The 12493-nt window shown below is 63.8% G+C and carries 12 protein-coding genes; 2 read left to right on the top strand and 10 right to left on the bottom strand.

The genetic code is table 11. The features are described from left to right. Nucleotides 1-37: 37 nt before the first annotated feature. From GWC77_RS09395 to leuC, 10 genes are all read right to left on the bottom strand, one after another. The gene (locus GWC77_RS09395) at nt 38-889 is read right to left on the bottom strand and encodes a site-specific DNA-methyltransferase (RefSeq protein WP_254366890.1); all 852 of its coding nucleotides are present in this window, start codon (nt 887-889) and stop codon (nt 38-40) included. Between the two features lie 68 nt (nt 890-957). Beyond that, nucleotides 958-2151 (bottom strand): tryptophan synthase subunit beta, encoded by a 1194-nt coding sequence (gene trpB / locus GWC77_RS09390; RefSeq protein ID WP_173256639.1) that lies wholly within the window; start codon nt 2149-2151, stop codon nt 958-960. Between the two features lie 61 nt (nt 2152-2212). Next, nucleotides 2213-2911 (bottom strand): phosphoribosylanthranilate isomerase, encoded by a 699-nt coding sequence (locus tag GWC77_RS09385; RefSeq protein WP_173256638.1) that lies wholly within the window; start codon nt 2909-2911, stop codon nt 2213-2215. Between the two features lies 1 nt (nt 2912). Next, a complete protein-coding gene (truA, locus tag GWC77_RS09380; RefSeq protein ID WP_173256637.1) occupies nt 2913-3710 on the bottom strand; it encodes a tRNA pseudouridine(38-40) synthase TruA in 798 nt (265 codons plus the stop codon). A 16-nt stretch (nt 3711-3726) separates the two neighbouring features. After that, the gene (locus GWC77_RS09375; protein ID WP_173256636.1) at nt 3727-6291 is read right to left on the bottom strand and encodes a FimV/HubP family polar landmark protein; all 2565 of its coding nucleotides are present in this window, start codon (nt 6289-6291) and stop codon (nt 3727-3729) included. 377 nt (nt 6292-6668) lie between these two features. Next, nucleotides 6669-7790, bottom strand: coding sequence for an aspartate-semialdehyde dehydrogenase (gene asd, locus GWC77_RS09370; RefSeq protein WP_173256635.1), 1122 nt, complete (start codon nt 7788-7790; stop codon nt 6669-6671). An 81-nt stretch (nt 7791-7871) separates the two neighbouring features. Beyond that, nucleotides 7872-8018 (bottom strand): hypothetical protein, encoded by a 147-nt coding sequence (locus GWC77_RS09365; RefSeq protein WP_173256634.1) that lies wholly within the window; start codon nt 8016-8018, stop codon nt 7872-7874. Between the two features lie 35 nt (nt 8019-8053). Further along, the gene (gene leuB, locus GWC77_RS09360; protein WP_173256633.1) at nt 8054-9121 is read right to left on the bottom strand and encodes a 3-isopropylmalate dehydrogenase; all 1068 of its coding nucleotides are present in this window, start codon (nt 9119-9121) and stop codon (nt 8054-8056) included. A 78-nt stretch (nt 9122-9199) separates the two neighbouring features. Continuing rightward, complete coding sequence (gene leuD / locus GWC77_RS09355) at nt 9200-9850, bottom strand: 3-isopropylmalate dehydratase small subunit (protein ID WP_173256632.1); 651 nt, start codon at nt 9848-9850, stop codon at nt 9200-9202. A gap of 16 nt (nt 9851-9866) precedes the next feature. Next, entirely contained in the window at nt 9867-11276 is a 1410-nt protein-coding gene (gene leuC / locus GWC77_RS09350) for a 3-isopropylmalate dehydratase large subunit (protein WP_173256631.1), read from the bottom strand. Nucleotides 11277-11701: 425 nt separating this feature from the next. Here leuC and GWC77_RS09345 point away from each other — a divergent pair, with 425 nt between their 5' ends. Together GWC77_RS09345 and GWC77_RS09340 are read left to right on the top strand one after the other, a co-directional pair. Beyond that, entirely contained in the window at nt 11702-12025 is a 324-nt protein-coding gene (locus tag GWC77_RS09345; protein WP_173256630.1) for a hypothetical protein, read from the top strand. Next, on the top strand, nt 12025-12447 hold the full coding sequence (locus GWC77_RS09340) for a hypothetical protein (protein ID WP_173256629.1): 423 nt from the start codon (nt 12025-12027) through the stop codon (nt 12445-12447). The genes GWC77_RS09345 and GWC77_RS09340 overlap by 1 nt, the downstream gene beginning before the upstream one ends. The last annotated feature ends 46 nt before the right edge of the window (nt 12448-12493 follow it).

Below are 12493 nucleotides of genomic sequence, written 5' to 3'. Positions count from 1 at the left end.
CGGTCATGCCGTGGCGTGAACGAATCGGCACCGCGGCTCATCTGGGCATCGACTCAGGCACTTCGGCGGTTGCAGCCAAAGGCTCGCGCCTGAGCGCACCCACACGCTCGCGCGCGATTGCGCAATAAGTTTCGTTGATCTCGTAGCCGACGAACTCGCGTGCGTGACGCGCACAGGCTACGGCCGTCGTGCCGCTGCCCATGAACGGGTCCAACACGCGTCCGCCCGGTGGACAGCTCGCGAGCACCATGCGTTCGACGATTTCGAGCGGCTTTTGCGTGGGGTGATCGACACGCTCCGCATGTTGGCGATGCAAGCGCGACACGGACCAGACATCCTTCGGGTTGTAGCCGACCTCGAGCCACTTGCTGCCTTCGAACAGCTTGCGCGAACGCGCTTTCTTCGTTGCAGCGTCGTACGGGATCCGCACGGGATCGAGATCGAAGTAATACTGCTTCGATACCGCGAAAAACCCGATGTTGTCGTGCACCGAAGTGAAACGCCGCGTCGTGCCGCCCATGCTCGGCACGCGTCGGTCCCAGATGATCTCGTTGACCATCGTCAGCCTGGTCTTGAGAAACGAGAAAATCTCGGGCGCGTACTGCCAGGTGCAAAAAACGTAGAGCGAACCCGTCGCTTTGAGCTTGGGGATGGCGAGCTCCAGCCAGCGGCGCGTCCAGGCGAGAAATGCCTCGCCTGTCAGCATGTCCGAGTCGTTACCGTAGTCTTTGCCAAGCGCGTAAGGCGGATCGGCGACGATGAGGTCCACCGATGCATCGGGCAGATTCGCCGCATCGACCAGAAAATCGCGGTTGTGCAGCTCGATGCCGGCATGGGCCGCTTGCGCGGCCGCAAGCGGGCGATCGGCCGCCCGGCCCGCCGCAGGCATGGGCGTGCCGCCCGCGCCGGGCTGCGGCTCCTCGAAGTCGTCGATCACCTCACGCATCGCGGCGCGCTCTAAAAGCGGATGCCCGAGCGCTCGGCCACCGTGTGCATGTCCTTATCGCCGCGACCGGACAGGTTCACGAGCAAGTACTTGTCACGCGCCAGCGTGGGGGCGAGCTTGGCCGCATAGGCAAGCGCATGGCTCGATTCGAGCGCCGGAATGATCCCTTCGATGCGGCAGCAGTCGTGAAACGCCTTGAGCGCCTCTTCGTCGGTGATCGCGACATACTGCGCCCGGCCGCTATCCTTGAGCCACGCGTGTTCGGGGCCGACGCCCGGGTAATCGAGACCCGCCGAGACCGAATGCGTTTCGATGATCTGCCCGTCGTCGTCCTGCAGCAAATACGTGCGGTTGCCGTGCAGCACGCCGGGGCTGCCGCCGATCAGCGATGCGGCGTGGCGCCCCGTTTCGAGCCCATCTCCCGCTGCTTCGACGCCGATCAGCTTCACGGCGGTGTCGTCGATGTAAGGATAGAAGATGCCCATCGCGTTCGAGCCGCCACCGACGCACGCGATCACGGCATCGGGCTGGCGGCCGGTCAGCTCGGGCATCTGCACGCGGCATTCATCGCCGATCACGCGCTGGAAATCGCGCACCATCATCGGGTACGGGTGCGGGCCGGCCACCGTGCCGATGATGTAGAACGTGTTTTCGACATGGGTTACCCAGTCGCGCATCGCCTCGTTGAGCGCGTCCTTGAGCGTACGCGAGCCCGATTCCACCGGTACCACCGTCGCACCGAGCAACTTCATCCGATAGACGTTGGCCGCTTGCCGGCGTACGTCTTCCGCGCCCATGTAGACGACGCACTCCATGCCGAAGCGGGCCGCGATCGTCGCCGTGGCCACGCCGTGCTGGCCGGCCCCGGTTTCGGCAATGACACGGGCCTTGCCCATGCGTTTGGCCAGCAGCGCCTGACCGATCACGTTGTTGATCTTGTGGGCGCCGGTATGATTCAGATCTTCGCGCTTCAAATAGAGCTGCGCACCACCGAGCAGCTCGCTCCAGCGCTGCGCGTGATAGATCGGGGAAGGACGGCCGACGAAATATTTGAGCTCGCGCTCGTACTCGGCGATGAACGCCGGGTCCTGGCGAAAATGTTCATAGGCAGCACGCAGCTCATCGAGCGCGTGAACGAGTGTCTCGGCCACGAACGTGCCGCCATACGGGCCGAAATGGCCCTGCTGATCGGGAAGGTTGTACATATTCGTCACTCTTGCAGAAGCGGCGCACGGGCCGCCGAAGGCTTTGCCGCGCCGCGTCGATTCACTGAGCATCCGCCTCGCGCACCGCGCGCACGAATGCCGCCATTCGGGCAGGATCCTTCATGCCCTTGGCGCCCGGCACTTCGATGCCGCTGGAGACATCGACCGCATACGGGCGCAAGCGATGAATCGCCTCACCGACGTTTTGCGCGTTCAACCCACCACTCAAAACGGCCCGACGCGCGAGCTCTGCAGGGATAAGTGACCAATCGAAAGTCTTCCCGCCGCCGCCATAGCCTTCGACATGGGTATCGAAAAGCAGGCCGCCGGCTGCTGAATAGTTAAGCGCCGATTCTACCAAATCGGCCGGCGTTGTCTCGGCCGCGATGCGTAGCGCGCGCAGCCACGGCAAACCGGCAACGTTGCCGAGCCGTTCGCATTGCCCCGGCGTCTCGTCGCCGTGGAACTGCAGCATGCCGAGCGGCACGTTGCTGGTCACTTCGCCGATCCATTCCTCGGTGGCGTTGACGAACAGCCCAACGGCCGTCACGAAAGGCGGCAAGCCCGCCACGAGGTCGATCGCCTCGGCCACCCCGACCGCCCGCGGGCTCGGCGGATAGAAGACGAGGCCGATCGCGTCGGCACCGAGCTCGACCGCGAGCGCAACATCGCTGCGACGCGACAGCCCGCACAGCTTGATGCGGGTGCGATGCGGCATGTGGCCTGCCGGTCCCGGCGAGGCTGCTGTCGTTGAGTTCATGTCATTCGCTCCAAATACCGCCGAAAGGCATGCTGCCGAGCGACGCGGGCGGCACCGCGAACGGCTCGGGATATCCCACGCGCGCCAGATAAAGCCCCTCGGGCATGAACGTGGGCGCTGCGCGGTCGCGATCCCGGCTCGCCAGCACATCGGCCATCCAGGTGGCGGGATAGCGCCCGCGCCCGACCGCCACGAGGCAACCCATCAGGTTGCGCACCATATGATGCAGGAACGCGTTGGCTCGAAAACGCAAGTGAACGATTTCGCCTGCCGCCCGGATGTCGATCTGATACAGATGCTTGACCGGCGTTTTCGACTGACACTCGGACGAACGGAACGCCGAAAAATCGTGCTCGCCGATCAGACATCGCGACGCCTCGCGCATCGCGTCGATGTCGAGCGGAGTATGGATCCAGCCTGCGCGGCCCGCGAGCATCGGGGAGCGCACCGGATGCACATGCAGCACATAGTAGTAGGTGCGCTCGAACGCGGAAAACCGCGCGTGAAACGTACCCGGCATGGGCTTCGCCCATTGCACGGCTACCGTGCGCGGCAAGAACGCGTTCGTGCCGCGCACCCATGAAAACGCCGCCCGGTCGAGTTCGGTATCGAAATGAACGACCTGCCCGAGGCCGTGCACGCCGGTATCGGTTCGCCCGGCCACGACGGTCTGCAGCGGCGTACGCGCGAACTCGGCCAATGCGCGCTCGAGCACGTCCTGCACGGTCTTGCCGTGCGGCTGCGATTGCCAGCCGTTGAATGCCGTGCCGTCGTATTGGATACCTAGAGCGATGCGCATTGGCGGACGCGGTCCTTCAGGAAAGCGGCGCGAGCGTCGCGAGCAGTGCACGCGCCTCGTCGCGCGTCGCCGGATCGTTCGATTCGATCACCTCATGGATCAGCGTGCGTGCGCCGCCCAGGTCGCCGAGCTCGATATATTCAGCCGCCAGCTCGAGCTTGTTGCGTGCGATCCTCGCAATCTCTTCGGGCGTGAACGCGAGTTGCGACGGTGTCGACTCCGCGGTCCCGGCCGAGTCGTCGGCTGGCAGGTCGAGGTCGAAGGCGAGCTTGAGCGGGCCGAAGCGCGCCGCCCCGAGACCGGCTACGGCAGGGGCAATGGCCGCGGACGCGACCGGCTCGTGTTCGGTCTTTTGCGGGGCTTCGGATTCGCCAATGGCTTCGGACGCGGGCGCCGCATGAGGCTCAGCGTCGCGACCGGGATCGAGTTCCGGTTCGTGCTCGTGCTCGTGCTCGACCTGATCCGCGAATCCGGGCTCGTGCCCGAGTTCGGCGTCGTCCGAAGAAAGATGCGCTTGGACTTTGTGCGGTTCCTGCTCTGGCTCTGAGCCGCGCGCATCTTCCTGCTCGACCGTGAACCCACGCTCGATCCCTTCGGCAGCGCCCATATCCGCCATTCCGTCCTCATGCGGCGTACCTTGCGCGCCATGCTCCGGCGCCGCTTCGACGCGCGGCGGCAGCCCCAGATCGAGATCGTTGAGTGCTGCAATCGCTTCTTCGGGGAAACGCGGCTCGCGCATGCCTGCCACTGTCCGTTCCTCCGGATCGGCCGCCTGCTGTACGGTCGGGGCCTCTTGGTTGGGCGCGGGCGACGGCACCGGGCGGACAGCTGCCTCGTCCTCATGCGGCTCGCGTGGCTCCGCGGCCGCAGCATGCGTGCTCGATTCGGCTTCCTCCGTCGCGGTAATCGACGATGCAGCAGGCAATTCGGAATGCCCGACTCCCGACAATTTCACTTCGACGTCCGGCTCGTGCTCGCCGCTTTGAGCCTGCGCCGAATGCGGCGGCAGTGCTTCCTCGCCGGCCACCGATTCGTCGAGCGTATCCTCGGCCTGCTCCGCGGAAATGGCATACAGCGGATTGTCGGGGTCGAGTTGCCGCCCGAGGGCCGCGATATGCAACCAATTCGGCCCCCGTCCGCCCGACAAATGCATGATGCGCTGGGCGATTTCATCGAAGCCGCGTGCGTTACCGCGTTCGGCGTAATGTCCGGCAAGACCCATCAGGGCGCGCTTGCTCGTCGGCGTTCGGGCCAGCGTGGACAGGTACTCGGCCTCGACCGGATCTCGCGGCCCCTCGGCGTGCGCAGGTGCGGGCTCGCGCTCAGCGATGGCATCTGCCGACGCAGTCCCCGACGCCGGTGCCGGCGCAGCCGTCGCGCGCGCGGCACGGCGTTTGCGCCCGCTCATCGCAAGCGCAACGATCAAGACGAGCAACGCCGCGACGATCGCCGACGCAACTGCGGCGATCGCCGGCACCGCCCCGCGCGCGACGCTGATGCCATAGCCGCCGATGCCGATGAAACGCTCGCCCGATTGCGGCGCACGCGTTGCCGGCAGGACCGCCGGCCCAGTCTGCTTGGGGGCCTGCGATGGCACGACGGCCGACGCGCCGCTCGCAGCCGCTGAGCTGCCCGATTCGCGCGCAGCTTTCGAGCCGAATCCGCGGCGTTGCAGATCCATCAACACGCGGTTCTTGAGCGCCAGCAACTGCTGCAGACTCGAGAACGTGTGCGGGCGTGCCGCCGTTGCGGGAGCACTGGCCGGCGCCGTCGATGCGGCGCCGGGCGCGGACGCGGCGGCTCCGCTGGCGCCCGCTCCCGATATGTCGGACGCCGTCGGGACGGCCGGCGCCTGCTGAATAGCGCCAGTCCACGCGTGAGCGCCGCCCGCGGCCGACGCTACCGGAGTGCTTGCCGGCGCCGCACCGTTCGGAGACTGCGCGGCGGCCCGAGGCGCCGCCGGCTCACCCGGCGCGCTGGCAGCGTTCGGCGAGGCCACTGCCCCACCCGCGGCGCTTGCTTCGGGGCTCGCCCCATGCGCGGGCGCGCTTGCGCCCGACGACGACGCGGCACCGCCTGACGGCGCAGGCGTAGCGCCGCGAGGTGCGCTCGCCGCAGCCGAAGCAGTCGCCGAAGTAGCGCCGGGCGCGCTCGCCGGCGCTGGAGCCTGGGCAACGACGGCCCCCGTCGAATCGAGCGGCGGGATAGTGAGGATCGCACCGAGCTTCATGAGGCTCGGATCGCCTCGCATGAACGAGGAAGGATTCGCATCGAAAATCGCCTTCGACGCGCGAGACAACACTGCGCGATCGTGCGATTGCGTGACGGCGATGGCAACGTCGTTCAGCGATTGCCCCGGCTTCACCGTGAACCGGGCCGCGGACTCGGCACCCGGGGCGGATGCCGCCGCGGCTGCGCTCGCCGGATCGGCTGCGAAGGCTCGCGGCGATGCGAAGACCATCGTGGCGACCGCAATCGCGAACACCGTGGCAGTGGCGATGCCAGCCGCCGCGCCGCGCGCGTAAGGTGCATCGGCAACAGTCCGCAACACAGGCGCGCGAGACGTCGAACGTGCTGTCATGTGGTTGTTCCGCGCATCGCGGCGCGGCCATGAATGTCGTTTGGAAAGGGACAAGGTCTGATACGGCAGCTTTGCATGGGTTGGAACAGTGCTCTGCATGAGGCCATGGGTGCACGAAGCACCTGTCGCACTTCATCCGGACCGACAGGAGAAGTACCCACCGCCATCGGCCGTTGCTCTGCATTGGGCCTCAGTAAGCGCTAAAGCGCTAACTGGGGCCGTTGCTCTGCATTGGGCCCCAGTAAGCGCTAAAGCGCTAACTGGGGCCGTAAAAAAAAAGCGCCGCGGCCGGCGCGACGCCTTTGGTCCTACGCCGCAAACGCGTAGTTTACGTTAGGAAGCGCGGCAAGACCACCGCGCAAGCCCGCGATGACGCTTCACTTGTCGAGCAAGATCCGCAGCATGCGGCGCAGCGGCTCCGCGGCGCCCCAGAGCAACTGATCGCCCACCGTGAATGCCGACAGATATTCGCCACCCATCGCGAGTTTGCGCAGCCGCCCGACCGGCACCGAGAGCGTGCCCGTGACCACGGCCGGCGACAGTTCGCGCATCGACGCTTCGCGCTCGTTCGGCACGACCTTCACCCAGTCGTTGGCCGACGCGAGGATGCCATCGATCTCGTCGAGCGGGACGTCCTTCTTGAGCTTGATCGTCAGCGCTTGCGAATGGCACCGCATCGCACCGATACGCACGCAAAGACCGTCGACAGGAATCGAGCCGGGCTGTCCCATCGCAGGCTTGCCCAGAATCTTGTTCGTCTCAGCGCCGCCCTTCCATTCTTCCTTGGACATGCCGTTGCCGAGGTCCTTGTCGATCCACGGGATCAGCGAGCCGGCCAGCGGCACGCCGAAGTGATCGGTCGGCATGGCATCGCTCGTCATCGCCGCCAGCACGCTGCGGTCGATATCGAGAATGGCCGACGACGGATCGGCCAGCGCATCCTTGGCTGCGCCATGCAGCGCGCCCATTTGCGCGAGCAGCTCGCGCATGTTCTGCGCGCCGGCACCCGATGCGGCCTGATAGGTCATGGCCGTCATCCAGTCGACGAGGTTTTCGCGGAAGAGGCCGCCCAGCGCCATCAGCATCAGGCTGACGGTGCAGTTGCCGCCGATGAAGTTTTTCGTGCCCTTGACGAGCGCATCCTTGATGACGTCGAGGTTCACGGGATCGAGAATGATGACGGCATCGTCTTTCATCCGCAGTGACGATGCGGCATCGATCCAGTAGCCATTCCAGCCCGCCGCGCGCAGCTTCGGAAAGACCTCGTTCGTGTAGTCGCCGCCCTGGCACGTAATGACGACATCGCACTTTTTCAGCTCATCGATATTCGTCGCGTCCTTGAGCCGGGTCTCGTTCCTCGCGAACGCTGGCGCATTGCCGCCCGCGTTGCTCGTGCTGAAAAAAACGGGCTCGATCAGCTCGAAATCGCCCTCTTGCTGCATACGCTGCATCAGGACGCTGCCGACCATACCGCGCCAACCTACGAGACCTACGTTCATGATTATCCCTTCGAATGGACGCTTCCCCGCAACCTTGCCCGGCGTGACCGCGCGGGGAAGACGGGCGGACACGGCGGACGATCAGCTTTTCGTGATCGTTTTGGGGGTAATCGTTTTGATCGAAACGATGCCGGCCACGCCGATGGCGCCGGCAATGACGAATCCCTGCGCACCGAGCGTTGCGCCAACGAGCGTTGCTATCGAGGGGATAGAGGGGATTCGCAGCATCGCGACAGTCTACACGAAAACGTCTTTCGGTGTCCTTACAATGCCGCGCGCACGGCATCGCCCATCTCGGCCGTGCCGACCTGGCGGCAGCCCGGTGTCGCGATGTCGCCCGTCCGGTATCCGGCTTCGAGCACCTGCTGCACCGCCTTTTCGATGCGCTCGGCTTGCTCCGCCTTGTTCAGCGAATAGCGCAGCATCATGGCGGCCGACAGAATCGTGGCGAGCGGATTGGCCACGCCCTTGCCCGCGATATCGGGCGCCGAACCATGCGAGGGCTCGTAAAGGCCCTTGTTGTTCTTGTCGAGCGAAGCCGACGGCAGCATTCCGATCGATCCCGTCAGCATCGCCGCTTCGTCCGAGAGGATGTCGCCGAACATGTTGCCCGTGACGATCACATCGAACGATTTCGGCGCCTTGACGAGCTGCATCGCCGCATTGTCGACGTACATATGCGAAAGCTCGACGTCGGGGTACGCCTTGGCGACCTCGATCATGACTTCCTTCCAGAGCTGCGATGTTTCGAGCACGTTCGCCTTGTCCACCGAAGTCAGCCGCTTGCCGCGCTTTTGCGCCGCCTGGAACGCGACATGCGCGATGCGGCGCACTTCGGGCTCGGAGTAGCGCATCGTGTCGAAACCTTCGCGCTCCCCTTCGAACGCACCGTCGGGTGCCGGGCGAATGCCGCGCGGCGCGCCGAAATAGATGTCGCCGTTGAGCTCGCGCACGATCAGGATGTCGAGCCCCGAGACGATCTCGGGCTTGAGCGACGATGCGCCGGTCAGTTGGGGATAGCAGATCGCCGGACGGAAGTTGGCAAAAAGCTGCAGATGCTTGCGCAGACCGAGGATGGCCTGCTCGGGACGCAAGGCGCGTTCGAGCGAATCGTATTTCCAATCGCCGACGGCGCCGAACAGAATGGCATCCGCCTCCTTCGCGAGCGCGAGCGTGGACTCGGGCAGCGGGTGGCCATGTGCCTCGTAGCCCGCGCCGCCGACGGGCGCCTCCTCGAGTTCGAACGACTCGCCGAGCGCGCCGAGCACTTTGACCGCTTCCTTGACGATTTCCGGACCGATGCCGTCACCGGGCAGCACTGCAATCTTCATGCATCCTTCCTGTGTACGTGATGTTGGGTTGTCTGAGGGACTGCCGCAGCCACTTGAACCGCAGGCCCCGACGGACGTTCAGCCGACGATCCGGTGAGCGAGCCACGGCTGCTTTGCCAGCCGCTCCGCCTCGAACGCACGGATCTTGTCCGCCTGCCGCAGCGTCAGCCCGATGTCGTCGAGCCCGTTCAATAAGCAGTACTTACGAAACGCGTCGACTTCGAACGAATACTCGCGGCCGTCCGGCGTGCGAACGCATTGCGCAGCGAGATCGATCGTCAGTTGATAGCCGTTGAACGCATACGTCTCGTTGAACAGGTGATCGACCTGCTGCTCCGTCAGGACGATCGGGAGCAGACCGTTCTTGAAGCAGTTGTTGAAGAAAATATCGGCAAAACTCGGTGCGATCAGCGCACGAAAGCCGTACTGCTCCAACGCCCAAGGCGCGTGTTCGCGCGAGCTGCCGCAGCCGAAATTTTTGCGTGCGAGCAGGATCGACGCGCCTTGATAGCGCGGCTGATTGAGCACGAAATCGGGGTTGAGCGGGCGGCGCGAATTGTCCTGTCCCGGCTCCCCGTGGTCGAGATAGCGCCACTCGTCGAACAGATTGGGACCGAAGCCCGTGCGCTTGATCGACTTCAGAAACTGCTTCGGCATGATCGCGTCCGTATCGACGTTCTCACGATCGAGAGGCGCGACGATGCCCGTATGTACGATGAACTTATCCATGTTCGGTTGCTCCGCCTCAGCCCAGCTTGCGAATATCGACGAAATGTCCCTCGATGGCCGCGGCAGCCGCCATCGCCGGACTCACGAGATGGGTGCGCCCGCCCGCGCCCTGCCGCCCTTCGAAGTTGCGGTTCGAAGTGGACGCGCAGCGTTCGCCCGGCTCGAGCCTGTCGGCGTTCATCGCAAGGCACATGGAGCAGCCCGGCTCGCGCCACTCGAAACCTGCTTCCCGGAACACCTTGTCGAGCCCTTCGCGCTCGGCTTGCGCCTTCACGAGACCCGAGCCCGGGACGACCATCGCGAGCCGGATATTGGACGCCACCTTGCGGCCGAGTTTTTTGACGACATACGCTGCGGCACGCAGATCTTCGATGCGCGCGTTCGTGCACGAGCCGATGAAAATCTTGTCGAGCTTGATCGATTCCATCGGTACGTTCGGCTCGAGCGCCATATATTGCAGCGCCCGTTCCATCGCCGCGCGTTTGACGGGGTCTTTCTCGCGCTCGGGATCGGGCACGCGCGAATCGATCGGCGTGACCATTTCCGGCGAGGTGCCCCACGTGACTTGCGGCACGATCTGAGTCGCATCGAGTTCGACCACGCGATCGAACACGGCACCCGGGTCCGATGTGAACGTGCGCCAGTACTCGACGGCGACGTCCCATTCTGCGCCCTGCGGGGAGAACGGGCGGCCTTTCAGGTAGTCGATCGTCGTGTCGTCCACGGCGACCATGCCGGCGCGCGCGCCCGCTTCGATCGCCATATTGCAGACGGTCATGCGGCCTTCCATCGAGAGTGCGCGAATGGTCGAGCCGCCGAATTCGATGGCATAGCCGGTGCCGCCCGCGGTACCGATCTTGCCGATGATCGCGAGCACGATGTCTTTCGCCGTGCAGCCGCGCGGCAGTTGGCCCTCGACTTTGACGAGCATGTTCTTGCTCTTTTTCTGCAGCAGCGTTTGCGTGGCAAGCACGTGCTCCACTTCCGACGTGCCGATGCCATGCGCAAGCGCGCCGAATGCGCCATGCGTCGACGTGTGCGAGTCTCCGCAGACGATCGTCATGCCCGGCAGGGTCGCGCCTTGTTCGGGCCCGATGATATGAACGATGCCCTGACGCAGGTCGTTCATCTTGAACTGCGTAATGCCGAAGGCGTCGCAGTTGGCATCGAGCGTATCGACCTGCAACTTCGAAACCGGATCGGCAATGCCGTGGCTGCGGTCCGTGGTCGGCACGTTGTGGTCGGATACCGCGAGGTTCGCGCTGACGCGCCAAACCGGACGCTCGGCCAGCTTCAGGCCTTCGAATGCCTGCGGGCTCGTGACCTCGTGCAGCAGTTGACGATCGATGTAAAGCAGGGTGGTGCCGTCTTCTTCGGTGTGAACGACGTGCGAATCCCAGAGCTTGTCGTAAAGAGTCTTTGGCATGGTATGCGGGGGAATGAATCGAATCACGGGCGATTTCGGTTCGGTCGATTATGCCACGCAGACCGGTCGCGGGGTACTGGATGCGTGAAAAAAGTGATAAAAAACAGTGGGTTATGGTGGTAGTCGCGGTACCTGGATCGCTACTACCATCTCCGCGGGCCGCGGCGCCGGGCTAGCGTTGGGCGGCCTTCTGCCCGCGATGCCAATAGCCTACGCGTCGCCCGTTTGGCGACCGACAGGTCAGCCAGTGAGGGTCGTGCACCAGGACGTCCAGTTTGACTAGTACTTTCGGTCGACCTCCGCCGCTCCCCCAGCGACGGTAACATGAGGCCCTCGTGGAGCCCGTACCGTTGCCAAGCGACAGAAGTGCCTCGGTCCTAGCAGGGATACGCGCATCGTCATTTGTTCTGTGGAGTTTCGGTCGTATGCAGAAAACGGTTTGGCTTTCCTATGATCTCGGCGTCAAAGGCGATTACGCCAATCTGTATCGGTGGCTAGACAACGTAAAGGCCATGGAATGCGGCGATAGCGTCGCCTATTTCAAGGTCGATATCGACGACAATGAATCCGTGCCGGACTTCATCAAGACGGAGCTCGAATCAAACGTTGAATTTTCGAAAACAGATCGCGTATACATAGTATGGACGAATGGCGATGGCTCCCATAAAGGACGATTCATTATCGGCAAGCGGAAAGCATCTCCATGGCAAGGATATGGTGAGTTCGGGCCTGGCGAGGATGACCTTTGATGGCAAAAAATATTCTCATCGATACAGGGTATTGGATTGCACTGCTCAACGAAAGAGACAGGCATCACGCGACCGCACGCGTGTTGGAGGACGATCTGTCCGTCCATACTCTCTTGATTCCGTGGCCCACGCTATTTGAATGCGTCGATACCCGCTTGGCACGCCGAAAGGATTCGGTGATTCGATTCAAACATTTGCTGCTGCGTCCGCGCACCGCACTAGTCGACGACTCGCCGTATCGACACAAATCTCTGCATTTTGTACTTGAAGAAACCAATCATACGCTCAACCTAACGGACCATATAATTCGATCCATGATTCAGGATGTCCAGCTTTCGATAGATGCGTTTGTCGGATTCAACCCTGGCGACTTTTACGATGTCTGCGCGGCACGCGGGGTCGATATGCTCTATCGAAACTGAACTTTTTTTTCCCAGGCGGCGATCGACTCGGCCGATCGCAAGGTTC

Origin of the sequence: Paraburkholderia sp. NMBU_R16 (genome assembly GCF_013282575.1) — a bacterium.
Classification (GTDB): domain Bacteria; phylum Pseudomonadota; class Gammaproteobacteria; order Burkholderiales; family Burkholderiaceae; genus Trinickia.
Note: the sequence above shows the minus strand (reverse complement) of the source record. Positions and strands in the feature narration are given on the sequence as shown.

Excerpts from the sequence above, each read along its gene's own strand:
- asd (WP_173256635.1), bottom strand. The coding sequence starts at position 7,790 with ATGAACGTAGGTCTCGTAGGTTGGCGCGGTATGGTCGGCAGCGTCCTG.
- GWC77_RS09375 (WP_173256636.1), bottom strand. The coding sequence starts at position 6,291 with ATGACAGCACGTTCGACGTCTCGCGCGCCTGTGTTGCGGACTGTTGCC.
- leuD (WP_173256632.1), bottom strand. The coding sequence starts at position 9,850 with ATGGATAAGTTCATCGTACATACGGGCATCGTCGCGCCTCTCGATCGT.
- GWC77_RS09365 (WP_173256634.1), bottom strand. The coding sequence starts at position 8,018 with ATGCTGCGAATCCCCTCTATCCCCTCGATAGCAACGCTCGTTGGCGCA.
- GWC77_RS09345 (WP_173256630.1), top strand. The coding sequence starts at position 11,702 with ATGCAGAAAACGGTTTGGCTTTCCTATGATCTCGGCGTCAAAGGCGAT.
- leuC (WP_173256631.1), bottom strand. The coding sequence starts at position 11,276 with ATGCCAAAGACTCTTTACGACAAGCTCTGGGATTCGCACGTCGTTCAC.
- GWC77_RS09395 (WP_254366890.1), bottom strand. The coding sequence starts at position 889 with ATGCCTGCGGCGGGCCGGGCGGCCGATCGCCCGCTTGCGGCCGCGCAA.
- truA (WP_173256637.1), bottom strand. The coding sequence starts at position 3,710 with ATGCGCATCGCTCTAGGTATCCAATACGACGGCACGGCATTCAACGGC.
- trpB (WP_173256639.1), bottom strand. The coding sequence starts at position 2,151 with ATGTACAACCTTCCCGATCAGCAGGGCCATTTCGGCCCGTATGGCGGC.
- GWC77_RS09385 (WP_173256638.1), bottom strand. The coding sequence starts at position 2,911 with ATGAACTCAACGACAGCAGCCTCGCCGGGACCGGCAGGCCACATGCCG.
- leuB (WP_173256633.1), bottom strand. The coding sequence starts at position 9,121 with ATGAAGATTGCAGTGCTGCCCGGTGACGGCATCGGTCCGGAAATCGTC.
- GWC77_RS09340 (WP_173256629.1), top strand. The coding sequence starts at position 12,025 with ATGGCAAAAAATATTCTCATCGATACAGGGTATTGGATTGCACTGCTC.